This window comes from Bacillus sp. FSL R5-0523 (assembly GCF_037975295.1).
Classification (GTDB): Bacteria; Bacillota; Bacilli; order Bacillales; family Bacillaceae; genus Bacillus; species Bacillus subtilis.
Genome location: NZ_CP150251.1, coordinates 1,266,846 through 1,282,999 on the forward strand (window position 1 = coordinate 1,266,846; position 16,154 = coordinate 1,282,999).

The 16,154-nt window shown below is 41.1% G+C and carries 19 protein-coding genes; 9 read left to right on the top strand and 10 right to left on the bottom strand.

The window, feature by feature from the left end:
• The first annotated feature begins 206 nt into the window (after window positions 1-206).
• From NYE53_RS06545 to NYE53_RS06570, 6 genes are all read left to right on the top strand, one after another.
• Window positions 207-524 (top strand): putative quinol monooxygenase, encoded by a 318-nt coding sequence (locus NYE53_RS06545; RefSeq protein ID WP_015252322.1) that lies wholly within the window; start codon window positions 207-209, stop codon window positions 522-524.
• Between the two features lie 138 nt (window positions 525-662).
• Complete coding sequence (locus tag NYE53_RS06550; RefSeq protein ID WP_041345315.1) at window positions 663-980, top strand: hypothetical protein; 318 nt, start codon at window positions 663-665, stop codon at window positions 978-980.
• Between the two features lie 295 nt (window positions 981-1,275).
• Window positions 1,276-3,222, top strand: a complete 1,947-nt coding sequence (manR, locus tag NYE53_RS06555) for a mannose transport/utilization transcriptional regulator ManR (RefSeq protein ID WP_339247843.1) — start codon at window positions 1,276-1,278, stop codon at window positions 3,220-3,222.
• Window positions 3,223-3,370: 148 nt separating this feature from the next.
• Window positions 3,371-5,323, top strand: a complete 1,953-nt coding sequence (manP, locus tag NYE53_RS06560) for a PTS mannose transporter subunit IIABC (protein ID WP_339247846.1) — start codon at window positions 3,371-3,373, stop codon at window positions 5,321-5,323.
• A gap of 14 nt (window positions 5,324-5,337) precedes the next feature.
• Window positions 5,338-6,285 (top strand): mannose-6-phosphate isomerase, class I, encoded by a 948-nt coding sequence (manA, locus tag NYE53_RS06565; RefSeq protein WP_339247849.1) that lies wholly within the window; start codon window positions 5,338-5,340, stop codon window positions 6,283-6,285.
• A 169-nt stretch (window positions 6,286-6,454) separates the two neighbouring features.
• Window positions 6,455-6,937, top strand: a complete 483-nt coding sequence (locus tag NYE53_RS06570; protein ID WP_251187135.1) for a YjdF family protein — start codon at window positions 6,455-6,457, stop codon at window positions 6,935-6,937.
• A 45-nt stretch (window positions 6,938-6,982) separates the two neighbouring features.
• Here NYE53_RS06570 and NYE53_RS06575 read toward each other — a convergent pair whose 3' ends face one another.
• Together NYE53_RS06575 and NYE53_RS06580 are read right to left on the bottom strand one after the other, a co-directional pair.
• Entirely contained in the window at window positions 6,983-7,489 is a 507-nt protein-coding gene (locus NYE53_RS06575) for a GNAT family N-acetyltransferase (protein WP_339247852.1), read from the bottom strand.
• A gap of 201 nt (window positions 7,490-7,690) precedes the next feature.
• Window positions 7,691-8,086: a hypothetical protein gene (locus tag NYE53_RS06580; RefSeq protein WP_009967031.1), complete on the bottom strand. Its 396-nt coding sequence runs from the start codon at window positions 8,084-8,086 to the stop codon at window positions 7,691-7,693.
• 228 nt (window positions 8,087-8,314) lie between these two features.
• Here NYE53_RS06580 and ybaK point away from each other — a divergent pair, with 228 nt between their 5' ends.
• A complete protein-coding gene (ybaK, locus tag NYE53_RS06585) occupies window positions 8,315-8,794 on the top strand; it encodes a Cys-tRNA(Pro) deacylase (protein ID WP_041850956.1) in 480 nt (159 codons plus the stop codon).
• Window positions 8,795-8,834: 40 nt separating this feature from the next.
• Here the strand turns inward: ybaK and NYE53_RS06590 are convergent, their stop codons facing one another.
• The 4 genes from NYE53_RS06590 to cotT form a co-directional block, all read right to left on the bottom strand.
• On the bottom strand, window positions 8,835-9,029 hold the full coding sequence (locus tag NYE53_RS06590; protein ID WP_003232825.1) for a DUF4177 domain-containing protein: 195 nt from the start codon (window positions 9,027-9,029) through the stop codon (window positions 8,835-8,837).
• 131 nt (window positions 9,030-9,160) lie between these two features.
• A complete protein-coding gene (locus tag NYE53_RS06595; protein ID WP_003232822.1) occupies window positions 9,161-9,490 on the bottom strand; it encodes a YjdJ family protein in 330 nt (109 codons plus the stop codon).
• A gap of 619 nt (window positions 9,491-10,109) precedes the next feature.
• A complete protein-coding gene (gene cyoE / locus NYE53_RS06600; RefSeq protein WP_174242818.1) occupies window positions 10,110-11,111 on the bottom strand; it encodes a heme o synthase in 1,002 nt (333 codons plus the stop codon).
• A 111-nt stretch (window positions 11,112-11,222) separates the two neighbouring features.
• Window positions 11,223-11,456 (bottom strand): spore coat protein CotT, encoded by a 234-nt coding sequence (cotT, locus tag NYE53_RS06605; RefSeq protein WP_014479515.1) that lies wholly within the window; start codon window positions 11,454-11,456, stop codon window positions 11,223-11,225.
• Window positions 11,457-11,710: 254 nt separating this feature from the next.
• Between cotT and pdaC the strand changes: the two genes are divergently transcribed.
• A complete protein-coding gene (gene pdaC, locus NYE53_RS06610) occupies window positions 11,711-13,114 on the top strand; it encodes a peptidoglycan-N-acetylmuramic acid deacetylase PdaC (RefSeq protein ID WP_339247854.1) in 1,404 nt (467 codons plus the stop codon).
• Between the two features lie 38 nt (window positions 13,115-13,152).
• On the opposite strand, the gene NYE53_RS06615 is transcribed toward pdaC, so the two are convergent.
• Entirely contained in the window at window positions 13,153-13,626 is a 474-nt protein-coding gene (locus tag NYE53_RS06615) for a YjfA family protein (RefSeq protein ID WP_032678796.1), read from the bottom strand.
• A gap of 128 nt (window positions 13,627-13,754) precedes the next feature.
• Window positions 13,755-13,922 carry a YjfB family protein gene (locus NYE53_RS06620; protein WP_339247856.1) on the bottom strand — a complete coding sequence of 56 codons (168 nt, stop codon included), beginning with the start codon at window positions 13,920-13,922 and terminating at the stop codon, window positions 13,755-13,757.
• Between the two features lie 126 nt (window positions 13,923-14,048).
• Here NYE53_RS06620 and NYE53_RS06625 point away from each other — a divergent pair, with 126 nt between their 5' ends.
• Window positions 14,049-14,948: a DUF2268 domain-containing protein gene (locus NYE53_RS06625; RefSeq protein WP_339247858.1), complete on the top strand. Its 900-nt coding sequence runs from the start codon at window positions 14,049-14,051 to the stop codon at window positions 14,946-14,948.
• 8 nt (window positions 14,949-14,956) lie between these two features.
• Here the strand turns inward: NYE53_RS06625 and NYE53_RS06630 are convergent, their stop codons facing one another.
• Complete coding sequence (locus NYE53_RS06630; protein WP_339247860.1) at window positions 14,957-15,355, bottom strand: DUF2809 domain-containing protein; 399 nt, start codon at window positions 15,353-15,355, stop codon at window positions 14,957-14,959.
• Between the two features lie 100 nt (window positions 15,356-15,455).
• Window positions 15,456-16,031 (bottom strand): YjgB family protein, encoded by a 576-nt coding sequence (locus tag NYE53_RS06635; protein ID WP_014476503.1) that lies wholly within the window; start codon window positions 16,029-16,031, stop codon window positions 15,456-15,458.
• Window positions 16,032-16,154 lie beyond the last annotated feature (123 nt).

Here is a 16,154-nt window from a genome sequence, read left to right on the forward strand (position 1 = left end):
ACTAAGGACACCCTCTAAAAGAATTATTTTTTGAAAAGTCCATCTATTTAGACTGAAAAAAGGTCAGAATAAACATAAATAAGGACTGTATCGTCTGATATGAACTCTTTAGCTTGCTTTAGAATTTAAGAAAGCTGATCTAAAAGGCACTCGAAGTCGTCTAATGATTTATAAATGGCATCTATCTTTTTCAAGAAAATGTTATAATGAAAAGCCATAAAATGATAGGAGGGGGAATTTCGATGCATTACATAACGGCATGTTTAAAAATCATCAGTGATAAAGACCTTAATGAGATAATGAAGGAATTCAAAAAACTTGAGGAAGAAACGAACAAAGAAGAGGGTTGTATTACATTCCATGCTTATCCGCTTGAGCCATCAGAACGTAAAATAATGCTTTGGGAGATTTGGGAAAACGAAGAAGCTGTGAAAACCCATTTCACGAAAAAACACACAATAGACGTTCAAAAACAAGAATTAACGGAAGTAGAATGGTTAATGAAAAGCAATGTGAATGATTAAAAAGGCGTCTTCAAAAGAGACATTCAAAAACTAAGAAGCGGAAAGTTGTTGGCGGATTGTTGTCCAACTCCGCCAACAATATCATGCGGAGAATTAAATACATTTATTAATAATAAGTTTAAAAGCTTGGAGAAAAAAATGAAAAAGAAAACCCAAATTATACTTTCCCTTTTAGCAGCACTTATAGTTATATTGATAGCACTACCAGTTCTATCTCCTGTTGTTTTTACAGCTGCTTCTGAAAAAGGAGCAATCAGACACGAAATTTATAAAAGAGGATATCCCTATCAGAGCTACTTTGCAGTTCTCCAAAAAGAAGGTGACAATGAATCTGGGAATCTTTATGATGTGAATTGGCTTGATTGGAAAGGTGAAACGGGACAAACGCCTCACTTATGCTATTCAAAAAAAGCATCAAACGGTAAATACAAAGTAGACTGTGGAACCGGGCCGTAAAAAAATGCCCGAGATGAAAGGTCTGCGGATACTGATCACTGGACAGAGAACGCTGTGCTGTGGTTGGTGTCCGTTTTTTATTTCGTATACTAAGCTGACACTATCACATCACAAAATCAGGCCATTTCTAGCAGTTAACTCAAAATCATAAAAATCGCTTTTTTCCGGATGTTTCGGTAAAAAACGAAACTTTTGTCTCTATGATTTTATTTTATAATGTAAACGGTTTCTTATATAGTATACTTATACTATCAATTTGCTCAAGTAGATACTGACAGGAAGGATAGAAAAACAGATGGAATACATAAATACAAGACAAAAAGAGATTTTGTATCTGTTGTTATCTGAACCTGATGACTATTTAGTTGTGCAAGATTTCGCAGATAGGGTACAGTGTTCTGAAAAAACAATCCGAAATGATTTGAAAGTGATCGAGGATTATCTCAATGAGCATTCTCATGCACAGCTTATTCGAAAACCAGGGTTGGGCGTTTATTTACATATAGAAGAACAGGAAAGGACCTGGCTAAGCCAACAATTACTTACTGAACATTTTTCTTCTAGGCAGCGGAGCGATGAAGAAAGAATGCTGCACATTGCTTATGACTTATTAATGAATCCGAAGCCTGTTTCCGCAAAAGAAATTGCCGCTCGGCATTTTGTCAATCGATCTTCCATTAAAAAGGATTTATACGCAGTAGAAGAGTGGCTGAAGCGTTTTGATCTCACACTGGTTTCTAGGCAGCGGCTTGGATTAAAGGTTGAAGGGAACGAAAGAAATAAAAGAAAGGCATTGGCAAGAATATCTGATTTGATTCACAATACAGAGTTTACCAGCCAATTTATTAAAAGTAAGTTTTTACATTATGAAGTAGACTTTGTGACGAAAGAAATCAAATCACTACAAAAAAAGCATGCCCTCTATTTCACAGACGAAACGTTTGAAAGCTTGCTGCTGCATACATTGTTAATGGTTCGCCGCATCAAAATGAAGCAGCCGATTTCATTGTCCCCAAAAGAAATGGCGGCAGTAAAAAAGAAGAAAGAATATCAATGGACATTTGCTTGTTTACAGCGGCTTGAACCGGTTTTTGCAATCCGCTTCCCTGAAGAAGAAGCCGTGTACTTAACATTACATATATTGGGCGGTAAAGTTCGTTATCCATTGCAGACAGAAGAGAACCTTGAAAATGCTGTGCTTCCTAAGGTTGTAGGGCATTTAATCAATCGTGTTTCAGAGCTGAAAATGATGGATTTTCATAAGGATCAGGATTTGATCAATGGTTTGAACATTCATCTCCATACTGTGCTACAACGGCTGAGCTACGATCTTTCTGTAGCAAATCCTATGCTCAATGACATCAAAAAGATGTACCCTTATTTGTTCCACCTCATCATCGATGTTTTGGAAGACATCAATCAAACTTTTGATCTTCATATTCCTGAGGAAGAGGCAGCATATTTGACATTGCATTTTCAGGCGGCGATCGAACGGATGCAGTGTAGCAGCGAGACACATAAAAAGGCGGTTATCGTCTGCCACATGGGGATTGGGATGTCACAATTGCTGCGGACAAAAATTGAACGGAAATGTCATCAAATCGCTGTAATGGCCTGTATTGCAAAGGCCGATTTAAAGGATTATATCAAAAAGCATGAGGATATTGATCTTGTCATATCCACCATTGCGCTGGAGAATATAACGGTTCCCCATATTGTTGTGTCTCCGCTTTTAGAGCCTGGCGAAGAGAAGAAATTAAGTGCGTTTATACGTCAGCTGGGCGAATCACACCGCCAAAAACAAAAAACGTTTCAGATGCTGAACAATACGACTCCTTTTTTGGTTTTTTTGCAGCAGGAGGCAGAGCACCGCTACAAGTTAATCGAACAGCTGGCGACAGCTTTGTTTGAGAAAGGCTATGTTGATAAGGACTATGCGGTTCATGCGGTGATGAGGGAAAAAATGTCGGCGACAAATATTGGATCAGGCATTGCCATTCCTCATGCAAACGCTAAATTTATTAAACAATCAGCAATCGCGATTGCCACATTAAAGGAGCCGCTTGAATGGGGAAATGAAAAAGTTTCGCTCGTTTTTATGCTGGCTGTCAAACACGAGGATCAAACCATGACAAAGCAGCTGTTTAGCGAGCTTTCATATCTTAGCGAGCAGCCGGCCTTCGTCCAGAAGCTGACGAAAGAAGCCAATGTCATGACATTTTTATCTCATTTGGATTATTAAAGCAGGGATTATTCCTTGCTTTTTTTTGTTATAGGGAAAAATGCCTTTATTACCGGAACCTATGGTAAAAAAAAGCGATTTTAATGAGCTGATTTCGGTATACAGTTGAGACAAGATCTTATTATTCACACTTTAAAGGAGGTTTCCTATGAAACTGTTAGCGATTACATCTTGTCCGAATGGAATCGCCCATACGTATATGGCAGCGGAAAATCTGCAAAAAGCTGCTGACAGACTGGGCGTTAGCATCAAAGTTGAGACCCAGGGAGGGATTGGTGTCGAAAATAAGTTAACCGAAGAGGAAATTCGCGAAGCGGACGCAATCATTATTGCTGCAGACCGCTCGGTAAACAAAGACCGGTTTATAGGCAAAAAACTGCTGTCTGTGGGGGTACAGGACGGCATCCGCAAACCGGAGGAATTGATTCAAAAAGCTCTTAACGGAGATATACCAGTCTATCGTTCCGCTTTAAAATCGGAATCCGGTAATCATCAGGAGAAGAAACAAAATCCAATTTACCGTCATTTAATGAACGGCGTTTCATTTATGGTTCCTTTCATTGTTGTCGGCGGATTATTGATAGCGGTTGCATTAACTCTAGGAGGGGAGAAAACACCTAACGGCTTAGTTATTCCGGATGATTCTTTCTGGAAAACGATTGAACAGATCGGCAGTGCTTCATTTTCATTTATGATTCCGATTTTAGCCGGCTATATCGCCTATAGCATCGCTGATAAACCGGGACTTGTGCCAGGGATGATCGGCGGTTATATTGCGGCGACTGGAAGTTTTTATGACAGCGCAAGCGGCGCCGGATTCCTCGGGGGGATTATTGCCGGGTTTTTGGCTGGATATGCGGCACTTTGGATCAAAAAATTAAAAGTTCCAAAAGCAATCCAGCCGATTATGCCGATTATTATTATTCCGGTGTTTGCATCACTGATTGTAGGTTTAGCGTTTGTGTTTTTGATCGGCGCGCCTGTAGCTCAAATTTTCGCCTCTTTAACAGTTTGGCTGGCGGGGATGAAAGGGTCGAGCTCGATCCTTCTGGCATTGATTTTAGGGGCGATGATCTCATTTGATATGGGCGGTCCCGTAAATAAGGTGGCGTTTCTGTTTGGATCGGCAATGATTGGAGAAGGAAATTATGAAATTATGGGACCAATTGCTGTCGCCATTTGTATCCCGCCGATTGGTCTTGGCATTGCGACGTTTTTAGGAAAAAGAAAATTCGAGGCATCTCAAAGAGAAATGGGGAAAGCGGCATTTACGATGGGGCTCTTCGGCATTACTGAAGGAGCGATTCCATTTGCGGCGCAGGACCCTCTGCGCGTTATTCCAAGTATTATGGCAGGCTCAATGACAGGTTCTGTGATAGCCATGATTGGCAATGTGGGAGACAGAGTGGCGCACGGCGGACCTATCGTTGCAGTGCTTGGCGCAGTTGATCATGTCTTGATGTTTTTTATTGCTGTGATTGCAGGATCTCTTGTCACTGCTCTGTTCGTCAATGTACTAAAAAAGGATATTACGGCGTCTCCTGTGCTCAGTGAAACTGCACCGCCCTCCGCGCCAAGTGAAGCTGCGGCAGCAAATGAAATAAAGCAGACAATTCAAAGCCAAAAAGCTGAGATGTCGGAATTTAAAAAACTGACAGACATTATCAGCCCGGAATTAATTGAACCAAATTTATCGGGGGAAACGAGGGATGACATCATAGATGAATTGATTCAGAAATTGTCCCGAAGAGGTGCGCTGCTTTCAGAGAGCGGGTTTAAACAAGCCATTTTGAATCGTGAACAACAGGGAACAACGGCGATTGGCATGAATATCGCGATTCCACACGGAAAGTCTGAGGCGGTCAGGGAGCCGAGTGTTGCCTTTGGGATCAAACGATCAGGTGTTAATTGGAATAGCCTGGATGGATCAGAAGCTAAATTAATCTTTATGATTGCTGTACCGAAAGAGAGCGGGGGAAACCAGCATCTCAAAATACTGCAGATGCTATCTCGAAAGCTAATGGATGACAATTATAGGGAGCGGCTGCTCTCCGTGCAAACAACAGAAGAAGCATACAAGCTGCTAGAAGAAATCGAATAAAGCGGGGGATTTTCATGACGATTGAACCGTTATTTTTCAAGCCTATTTTCAAAGAAAGAATTTGGGGCGGGACCGCTTTAGCTGATTTTGGCTATACCATTCCGTCACAACGAACAGGAGAGTGCTGGGCTTTTGCCGCGCATCAAAATGGTCAAAGCGTTGTTCAAAACGGAATGTATAAGGGGTTCACGCTCAGCGAATTATGGGAATATCACAGACATTTATTCGGACAGCTTGAAGGGGATCGTTTCCCTCTGCTTACAAAAATATTAGATGCTGACCAGTACTTATCTGTTCAGGTGCATCCGAATGATGAATATGCCAACATACATGAAAACGGTGAGCTTGGAAAAACAGAATGCTGGTACATTATTGATTGCCAAAAAGATGCCGAGATTATTTATGGCCACAATGCAACAACAAAGGAAGAACTAACTACCATGATAGAGCGTGGAGAATGGGATGAGCTCTTGCGCCGTGTAAAGGTAAAGCCGGGGGATTTTTTCTATGTGCCAAGCGGTACTGTTCATGCGATTGGAAAAGGAATTCTTGCTTTGGAGACGCAGCAGAACTCAGACACAACCTACAGATTATATGATTATGACCGAAAAGATGCAGAAGGCAAGCTGCGCGAGCTTCATCTGAAAAAGAGCATCGAAGTGATAGAGGTCCCGTCTATTCCAGAACGGCATACAGTTCACCATGAACAAATTGAGGATTTGCTTACAACGACATTGGTTGAATGCGCTTACTTTTCGGTGGGGAAATGGAACTTATCAGGATCAGCAAGCTTAAAGCAGCAAAAACCATTTCTTCTTATCAGTGTGATTGAAGGGGAGGGCCGTATGATCTCTGGTGAGTATGTCTATCTTTTCAAAAAAGGAGATCATATGTTGCTGCCTTACGGTCTTGGAGAATTTAAACTCGAAGGATATGCAGAATGTATCGTCTCCCATCTGTAACATGGCAGGGCTTGAGATATAAATTTGCGAATGAAGACGCCTATTCTCCAACAATGATCTAAATAAAATAAGAGTTTAATAGTTGGAGAAGAAATGTTACACTCTTTTCTGTATATGGTAAAGAATGAAAAAACACGATTCGGTTGGTAGTCCGGATGCATGATTGATCATGTCAGTAACCTTCCCCTCCTCGGGATGTCCATCATTCTTTCGTATCTTTTATGAGGAGGGAATCGTTATGAAATTAACGGTTTACTATGATGGTCAGTTTTGGGTAGGTGTTGTTGAAGTTGTGGACAATGGAAAGCTAAGAGCCTTTCGTCATCTTTTTGGCAAAGAGCCGAGGGATTCTGAAGTATTAGAGTTTGTTCATAACCAACTTTTGAATATGATGGCCCAAGCTGAGCAGGAAGGAGTGAGTTTACAAGGCAGACGTCAAAAAAAGATCAATCCAAAAAGATTGCAGCGCCAGGTTTCAAAAGAGTTGAAAAACGCCGGAGTAGCTTCTAAAGCTCAAGAGGCGATAAAGCTAGAGCTTGAAGCAAGAAAGCAAAAGAAAAAACAAATAATGAAAGAACAGCGAGAACATGTAAAAGAGCAAAGGTATATGCTCAAAAAGCAAAAAGCGAAAAAGAAGCACAGAGGTAAATAATCCAAACAAAAGCAGGCGCAGTGCCTGCTTTTGTAATTAAGGACTCTACTTTGTAACATATATCCAATGCTTATAATCCGCTGATTTATGATCCAATATAAACCCTAACTTCTCCAAGGTTTTTTGTGAGCCTAGATTATCATGTTCGCATCTTGCGGTGATCCGGTTTACTGTTTCTTGGCTTAATGCCCAGTTTATTAGTTTTTGGGCGGCTTCCACACAATAACCTTTGCGGCGATGACTTTTATTTGTTGCAAAACCAATTTCAATCATGCCATTCTCGTCTGGATCACCTAAAAATCCAGTTCCTCCAACAATTTCATGATTGTCCTTCTTTACAATAATCCATGAATCAAATCCTTTTGTTCCATTGTTTTTGACTAAAATCTCGCGGAAATAAGGTATCGCTTCAAAAAAATCAGAATTTGGCCATTCACCATTTGTTTCATAACCTAAGTCTTTGATAGCCTGATGATCTTGTTTAGACGCGGCGTCAAGAAGGGGAATATCAATCGTTTTTAATCGTAATCGATTCGTTTCAAGGAGAACCATATATCTAATCCTCTTTTCTTTTTACTGGGAATAATGATAACATATAACAATTTTCTCTGATACCTGAAGAAATTGAGGGGAATTGAAAGAGTGACAGGTGAGAGTTTGCCCAGACCAAAAACGGGTAGGAAAATGCCGTTGTTAATGTGTCCCTACCCGTTTTTCTGTTCCTGAATGCAGGGTTTCTGATAACATGTTGTGCTACCTTTTCGCAATCAAATAAAGCGATATGGCTCTTTGGGTTTGCACAGGATTATGAATGATAATGACCCATTGGTTTCTTCGTCTTGGAAAGCTTGCTACCGCATACAATGGAGCAGTATCGCGCGGTGTGAACCCGCCATTTATCACATTGATATCTCTTCCTTCAAGATGACAAACTAAGTATTCACCTGGATTGATGACCTGTTGGTTCGTCCATGCGTAAGAATAAAAGCCGTCTCCAAGATCTTCGGTGGAAGATGGGGGGACAAAGCCATCTACAGTCAATGTGATTTCTCTTCTTCGCTGTCTTTCTGAAAAGTCTGGACTTCTTTGAGGGTTATGAGTATGTGAAAAGTAAGGAATTAACGCAGGGCCATAAAAGTAATGATACAAAGCAACCACTCCTTTATTTTCCATTCATACAAATTGTATGTGGGAGTTATTTGTTCATTCCTGTTTTGTTCCATGTAGACTAATAATAGGCTATAGGCGTCCAAGGTAATCAATTTGTCCTTTCGTTGATTCAATGCTAGTAACCTTGAAAATGCAGGTTAGGATGATAGAATTTACATATTACTGCAAGAAGTTAGACATACATCATTTTGATAGTGGGTGAAAACGATGGCGAAAAAAATGGCAAAAACAAATGCGGTTCGTCTGATAGAACAGCAGAACATCTCTTATGAGGTATTAGGGTATAAAACAGACGGCCAGCCTGTAGATGGCATCTCTGTTGCGGAAAAAATCGGTTATCCTTTGAAATATGTATATAAAACGTTGGTGGCAGCAGCAGGAACAAATCATTATTATGTCTTTGTTGTACCCGTTGCAGAAGAGTTAGATGTAAAAAAGGCAGCAAAGGTGACAGGGGAAAAGAAAATAGAAATGATTGCAATGAAGGAGCTATTAGCGGTAACTGGCTATCTTCGCGGCGGCTGCTCGCCAATTGGCATGAAAAAATTGTTCCCGACCTATATTGATGCATCTGCAGAAACGCTAGATTTTATCATTGTCAGTGCAGGGAAAATCGGTATGCAGCTAAAGTTGGCGCCACAAGATTTAGCCAAATCATGTGATGCCGCATTTGCAGAAATTGTATAGATGCAGATATAGGGGAAACGAAAAAGCTTAGTCATATCGATTAAGCTTTTTCTGCATCTCTTTCAAATATGATTTCAAAATAAGCAGCTGCCCCATACCCATCTATACTGGGAGCGAAAATCTGAACGAATCTCCAGCCTCTTTTCGCATAATCATGGATGATTTGCTGGTAGTCTTCTTTAGGCCTTCTTCTCATCGTACTCAGCTCAACTCTTACGAATTCATATTCTTTCATCGTTTAATCCCTCCTATTAAGGTATACGCATAATTGAGCAAGAAGTTCCGAAAACATAGGTTAAGGTCTACCTCACTAAACACAGGAACATCTTGAAGAGTTAATGGGCTATAAAAACGAATGTCACCGGGTCAGCAGTCCAAATGAATCTCTTGCTTATTGCATTTGACTGAGTATATAAGTAAAAAAAGAGCGGCCAGAACATATAAGAAAGAGATGATCATTAACGCACTCATAACAGGGTAGTGTTTAGCGGAATAGATGAAAAAATCAAGCTGTGAAATTTGTTTGGGGCTGCTGACGGCATCAATTCCATTTAGCAGTTTTGAGAGTTTAGCAGTATAGTTCCAATCAAATCGATCTGAAACAAGCTCGCTTCCTTGATACCAATTAACAGCAGCTAAAAACAGAAATACCATAATAGAAAATCCAAGCTGAACAACTAAAAATATTCCCTTCACTTTTGTATGACCTCCAAATCTATGAATATGGGAAAATCAAACAATATATTACCACCGTATGGGTTATTCTTGCAATTTCACTTCCATACAACTCAAACGCAAGTCTATTTTTTTGTTTGTTTTTGGCTTATAATACCTGATGATGGAAAAAGAGTGCGGGTTTATAGATTAGAGAAACAAATGTATTTCTTAGCATTTTTTATTTGTGGAGAGAGTATAGAAGCATTCGATTAGATCTGCTTTTTCACAGAAACGGTTTTCATCTGTTTGCCTGAGCTTTACAATTGGCTGGCAAAAAAACAATGATTTCTTTCAATCAAAACATGCAACGATGCGACACATTTTATATCTTGATGACTTATCTCATTGCCTTTAAGTCATCCTATCGAGAAAGCGATGGTATTTTATGAACAAAGAAACCCTAAAAAACATACTCATGATTTTTTCAATATGCGCAACCCTCCGAGAAACCGATGGTATGCGCATAGCTGATAGCTGGATTTTGAGTGAGATTATACGATTTTTGATTTGCATGGCTGTGTTTTTTGCCGTGACATTTCTATTAGATGCTGTTTTTCCAAACAAAAAAGAGTCACATTAATGTGTGGCTCTTTTTGCATCATCTGATCAGAAACATCATAAATGAATCGATCATCATGATGAAGAACAGCAAGCAAAAATAAATAAGCGAGTAGACAAACATATCCTTTGCCCACTTCACGTCATCGTCTGTTTTGAATCCCTTGATGCTTTTTTTGATCCAAATGCCTCCGAGAACCAAGGCGGCTAAGAAATAAAATGGGCTGATATGGCCGGTGCCGAGAGAGAAAGGAAATAATAGCGTGACCGGCACCAGGACGGCAATATATTGCATCATTTTTATTTTTGTTACATGATTGCCTTTGACTACTGGCAAGAGCGGAACGCCAGCGGCACGATATTCTTCTTTGCGTCTTATCCCAATCGCCCAAAAATGCGGCGGCTGCCACAGAAACATAATCGTGTACAACAGCACTGCTGTCATACTGAAGTCACCGGTTACGGCACAATACCCCATCAATGGCGGCGCAGCTCCTGGGAAGCTCCCGACAAATGTGCTCCACACAGACGTTCGTTTCACCCATACCGTATAGATGATCGCATAAAAAATAAAGGCGGCCAGTCCGAGAAAGGCCGTTAATGGATTGAGGGAATAAAGCATGGCAAGACCTGCGATTCCTAAAACAGAGCCATATGTTAAGATCATGGCTGGCGGCATTTTCCCTGTGACCGAGGCCCTGCTGCGAGTGCGTGCCATTTTTGCGTCCATATGCCGATCAAAATAGTTGTTATAGACAGTGCCGGAAGCCATCACAAACGCTGTTCCCAACATTGCTGTTACCATTGTCATCAAAAAAGCCAAGCCGGTTAACGTTTTTTCTGCGCTTGCAAACGCGATCCAAAATCCGCCGAAGGCTGCTATCGAGTTTGATATGATAATGCCGGGTTTTGCAAGTTTGATAAAATCGTAAATGGTTACCCGGTTCGAAGCTTTTATGTATTTTGTTTCAGATATGGCTGCAGAATCTCTTGTATTCTCCAAAAATAGACGCCTCCCCCTAAAACTGCATGCTTTTGTTATCGTAACAAGAGGGGGACGGAATCACAATTATTTCCTATATTTGTCATGATATTGTCATTTTTAAAATAAAAAAATGGGGAGCTGGACTGCCCCCATTTTGATATGCGGCGACTAGTAACCGTAACCGCCGCCATATCCTCCGCCATAACCGCCGCCGTAACCGTACCAAGGGTAGTAAGGCGGTCGCGGGCGCGGGTAGTAATAAGGCGGGCGCGGATAAAACGGGTAGAACGGATAATAATAAGGCGGATAAAATGGCCGTCTCGGACGCGGATAATAATAAGGCTGTCTTTCATCATAAGGGGTAATTTGTTCAAATGGCTGTTCATTCAAAGGGTAATCCAAGAGGAAAACCTCCCTAGCTTTTTTTATTCCTTTTACCATATTCTTGATGCTTAAGTTGGGTGTATGTCCATTCATGAAACTCAGTTTTTTTTTATGATGAAATTCCTTAAAAAGGATTGACATGAACTTCAAAATCTCATAGTATTACAAATGTGAAATAAATATTACTACAATGTTACAAAATCATTTCTAAATAGATACAGTTCCAACTGACGAAGAGTAAATCGAAATGGCTACGAAAGAAGGAGTTTTTGTTGTTAGCAAAAAGAATTAAATGGTTTCATGTATTAATAGCAGTTGTATGTGTGGTGGGCCTTATCGGCTTTTTCCATAATCATTCATTGAAAAAAGAAACGGTCATGAATAAAGTAAGAACTGATTCTCAGTATGGGAATGTTGAGATCGCAACGCTTGTGAATGACGGGAAAACGTTCAATTACGCAGTTAACTTTCCCGTTTTCAAAAATGAAAAAATGGATTCGGAATTAAAAAGATTCGCAGAAAAAGAGGTTCGTCAATTTCAAAAGGAAACAAAAGACGTTGACCAAGAGCATACGACAAAACGCAACGAATTAAATGTTGATTATAAAATTGTCCATTATGCCAAACAGACAGTGGCGATTGTATTTAATGAATATAAATATATCGGCGGGGCACACGGGCAAACCGTGAAAAAAACGTTTAACTATGATTTTAGTAAACAAGCGTTTCTTTCCATTGATGATATTTTCAAAGAGGACGCTGACTACTTACATAAGCTTTCGTTAATCGCTTATCACGAGCTGAAAAAGAATAAGGACATTGCCGCGGATGATGCACTGTTAAAGGAAGGGACGGCTCCGAAAAAAGAAAATTTCAGCCGCTTTGCCATCAAGGAGGATTATATCGAACTTTACTTTGACACATATCAGGTTGCAGCAGGCTATCTTGGAGAGCAATCGATTGCCATTAAGAAAAGTCTTTTGAAAGACATTATGAAAGAACAATATATTGATAAAGCAAAAAATAAAAATAAAATCAAAGAACAAAAGCCGAAGCATGAAGTGATTTCTTTACCCAAAGAGGAAACGGTTGATCCAAATCAAAAAGTCATTGCGCTTACTTTCGACGATGGCCCGAATCCTGCGACAACAAATCAGATTCTAGACTCCTTGAAGAAATATAAGGGTCATGCCACGTTTTTTGTTTTGGGGAGCAGGGTTCAATATTATCCGGAAACGCTAATAAGAATGCTGAAAGAAGGAAATGAGGTGGGGAACCATTCATGGAGCCATCCGCTTCTCACAAGGCTTCCAGTGAAAGAAGCGCTAAAGCAGATCAATGACACGCAAGACATCATTGAAAAAATAAGCGGGTACCGCCCGACGCTTGTAAGACCCCCATACGGCGGCATTAATGATGAACTGCGGAGTCAAATGAAAATGGATGTCGCATTATGGGACGTTGACCCGGAAGATTGGAAAGACCGTAACAAAAAAACAATCGTTGACCGTGTCATGAGCCAGGCGGGAGATGGAAGAACCATCTTGATTCACGATATTTACCGCACCTCTGCTGATGCGGCCGATGAAATTATGAAAAAGCTCACCGATCAAGGTTATCAATTGGTCACAGTTTCTCAGCTTGAAGAGGTTAAAAAACAAAGAGAAGCGAATTAGTAGGAAAAGGCTGCCCGTATGGACAGCCTTTTTTCTATTTAATAAGAGCCTGTGGTGGCCCAAACATTTAAGTTTGGTCCTGAATATTTGCCGAAAGCGTAAGAAGTCCTTGGATCTAAATCATATACCATCGGTGTATAGCAAGACTTTTGGCCGGCGACCGCTTTTCCATTGCCGCCTGCAGAATCACAATTATATCTCTTTCCGTCCGTGTTTCGGGTAATCTCCGCATTTGCTTCAAAGCCAGACGTCAATGTATTATTCATCGTGATTTTTGCCCAAGCCGTTTTACATGTACTGCTGAATTTAAGCTCGACTACTCCGATGACTTGATTGCTGGCATTCACTAAGTTTGAGGATTTTTTTGTAGAGCCGGTGGACGCACAATCATTGTAATAAGGGCTTTTACCATCGTAGGCATGGGTTTCCGCATTGGCGGGTACACCTTTGGCGGCAAAAACAAATACTACTGCGAATAACACCAATGAAGCCTTCGTAAACAGTCTTTTCATATTCTTTATGACCCCCTTAATATGGCAAACAATAAATCATACGGAGGAACAATCAAAACATGCATGCTTTTTTGTGAACAATAAAGGCGGCCGGGAGGATGGAGTTATTGGCCGCCTTTGGTGTGAGGTTAAGCTTTTACATCAATAGTTTGTCCGAGAGTCGGATGCTGAATCATCTTTAAGGTTTGATCGGCATTTTGCTGGGCGGTGTCCAGCATTTTTTTCGTTAAAGTGATATTAACATTCTGGGCAAGGGATGCTTGATGCATCGCAACTGATAAAGCAGGAATATCCATCGTTCCACCTCCTATGCCTTACCTATCGGCGGCTTTGTATCATTTTACAGTGAAAAATGGCTTAATTTCTCCTGTTGACCCTTACGCTACGGCATATCGTATGTTTTTGACAAGGAGGGAATCAGGATGAATCTTGTCATGGAAAAGACCTTTGAGCAATACGAAAAGCTGTTTTCAATGGAAGAACAGAAAAGAGAAGATGAATTTCGGTATACGATGATGAGGCCGTTTGAAAAGATGTGGACCGCCATCCAAGTTCCGCTGAAAGCGAAGGAGCCAAACGGCTATGATGTGATCATGGCTGCGAAAATGCTGGGCTATTTGGATGTCCGTGATGCTGAAAGCGGGCAGAAAGCACTGCAAATACTGAAAGAATCACATGTTTCAGAGACAGCTGAGTCTGCACTTCGGCAATGCATATTTTTTGCTGAGCGCGAACAGCTGCGGGTGAATGCAGAGGAGATCAAATTCGGCCTTTATATCGCTGATCCAAATAAACTTCAGCTGCAAAAAGGCTACTGCGGGTTTGGCGGGATACCGGGCTTTATTCATGTATGGATTGATCCGAACCGTTATAACCTGCCAAGGATTCCTTCAATTATTGCTCATGAATTTCATCATAATGTGCGGTTTTCGTATATAGATTTTCATCATGGCTCTGTAAGTGTCGGGGATTATCTTGTGATTGAAGGATTGGCGGAATCATTCGCCAGAGAGCTGTTTGGTACGGAACGATTGGGCCCTTGGGTAACTCGTTTTGATCATGAGGATTTGCAATATTCCATTGATGTGATTAATGAGGTGCTGGATGTGAAAGGATTTTCGGAAGTCAGCCGTTATATGTTTGGTGATCCAATTGCTAAAGACAAAGGATTTGAACCTGCAGGTTTATCAGCTTTTGCGGGTTATGCAGTTGGCTATCATGCCGTTCAGTCATTTATGAATCAACATCACATGACGATAAGCGAGGCCACGCGTTTGGATGCGAAGACCATTCTTTCTCAGTGCGGGCTGTTTTCTACATGAAAAAAGCGTCACATACAGCGGCGCTTTTTGATTCCCAAAACCAGCAGTTCTATGGTGGCACAGGCTGCAATTCCAATTGTATATGCTTCGATATCGCTCCATAAAAAACCGTACCCCAGTACAAGCCCGCCAAGAGAAGTATCCCTAATCTGGTCGATCCATTCGGCATGATAGAGCTGGCTGAATTCAATGACAAAACAGAAAGAAAGACTGATAATGCCCGTTTTCATTGTCTTCAGCTTCCGAAATAGAAATCCGCATCCCGTAAAGATCATGGCGGCCCACAACGAGTCTCCCAGATAAGTATTGAGGGTATCAGGAAGAACACTGGAGAATGCTCTGGATCCAAGCCCCAGCCCAATGATCAGTATGGTGAAAACTGCATATATCCATCGATTTCGCTTCATTGCGAATTGATACCCCGTCTCTTCTTCATCTCCCTGTATTGTAAGGAATATAGCTTTTATTTGTCCACTAAAAAAGCGGCTGAATAGCCGCGTAGGGTGTTTATTTTGCTTTTAGGTTTACATGGTCGGCTGTCTGATCCGTGCCTATTACAAAATGGAGTTCATAGCGGCCTGTATCATATACATAATCGATTTCATCGGTAAACGGGACGGTTAACACCCGATTTGCTGGTCCTAATTGCTTCTGCAGCACTTCCGGCGTAACTCCGCCTAAATTCAGCTGCCGTTCCACACCGGTTCCAAAGTAGCGGATTTCTGAAATTGTCATGTCTTTATGATAGGAAAATCCGTAGCCCGGCTGTCCCATATTCCAGTGATATAAATCAAATCGATTGTCTCCCCCGACTGGTCTTTCCGGTTCCCCAAACGCAGCGTGGACATCCCCTTTTGTGCTTTTGTTAATGGTAAGGCCTTGCGCCTGCTGAGGCATTTCCCCTTTATAGGCGGTGTTATAGAGGTTTTTGACAAGCTCGGCGGCTGATTGATTCGTGTTTTCTGAGAGTGTGTTTGTTTGAGCTGCGGCCTTTGCCGGTGCTGAAAAGGACGCAGCCCCAAAGCCGGTAAAACAGCTTGTTACTGCTGCCGCAGCGGTAATAGCAGACATTGTCTTTTTCATGTTGATCCCTCCTTATTGATCTACCATCCCGTTTCCCGGTGTTAGTGCAATAAAACATGTGAGTGCGCTTTGTATGTTTTATTGAGTTGTTGTAAGGGAACTGAAATAGGTAATTCGGTATAT

Excerpts from the sequence above, each read along its gene's own strand:
- NYE53_RS06545 (WP_015252322.1), top strand. The coding sequence starts at position 207 with ATGAAAAGCCATAAAATGATAGGAGGGGGAATTTCGATGCATTACATA.
- NYE53_RS06550 (WP_041345315.1), top strand. The coding sequence starts at position 663 with ATGAAAAAGAAAACCCAAATTATACTTTCCCTTTTAGCAGCACTTATA.
- manR (WP_339247843.1), top strand. The coding sequence starts at position 1,276 with ATGGAATACATAAATACAAGACAAAAAGAGATTTTGTATCTGTTGTTA.
- manP (WP_339247846.1), top strand. The coding sequence starts at position 3,371 with ATGAAACTGTTAGCGATTACATCTTGTCCGAATGGAATCGCCCATACG.
- manA (WP_339247849.1), top strand. The coding sequence starts at position 5,338 with ATGACGATTGAACCGTTATTTTTCAAGCCTATTTTCAAAGAAAGAATT.
- NYE53_RS06570 (WP_251187135.1), top strand. The coding sequence starts at position 6,455 with ATGTCAGTAACCTTCCCCTCCTCGGGATGTCCATCATTCTTTCGTATC.
- NYE53_RS06575 (WP_339247852.1), bottom strand. The coding sequence starts at position 7,489 with ATGGTTCTCCTTGAAACGAATCGATTACGATTAAAAACGATTGATATT.
- ybaK (WP_041850956.1), top strand. The coding sequence starts at position 8,315 with ATGGCGAAAAAAATGGCAAAAACAAATGCGGTTCGTCTGATAGAACAG.
- NYE53_RS06590 (WP_003232825.1), bottom strand. The coding sequence starts at position 9,029 with ATGAAAGAATATGAATTCGTAAGAGTTGAGCTGAGTACGATGAGAAGA.
- NYE53_RS06615 (WP_032678796.1), bottom strand. The coding sequence starts at position 13,626 with ATGAAAAGACTGTTTACGAAGGCTTCATTGGTGTTATTCGCAGTAGTA.
- NYE53_RS06620 (WP_339247856.1), bottom strand. The coding sequence starts at position 13,922 with ATGGATATTCCTGCTTTATCAGTTGCGATGCATCAAGCATCCCTTGCC.
- NYE53_RS06625 (WP_339247858.1), top strand. The coding sequence starts at position 14,049 with ATGAATCTTGTCATGGAAAAGACCTTTGAGCAATACGAAAAGCTGTTT.
- NYE53_RS06630 (WP_339247860.1), bottom strand. The coding sequence starts at position 15,355 with ATGAAGCGAAATCGATGGATATATGCAGTTTTCACCATACTGATCATT.
- NYE53_RS06635 (WP_014476503.1), bottom strand. The coding sequence starts at position 16,031 with ATGAAAAAGACAATGTCTGCTATTACCGCTGCGGCAGCAGTAACAAGC.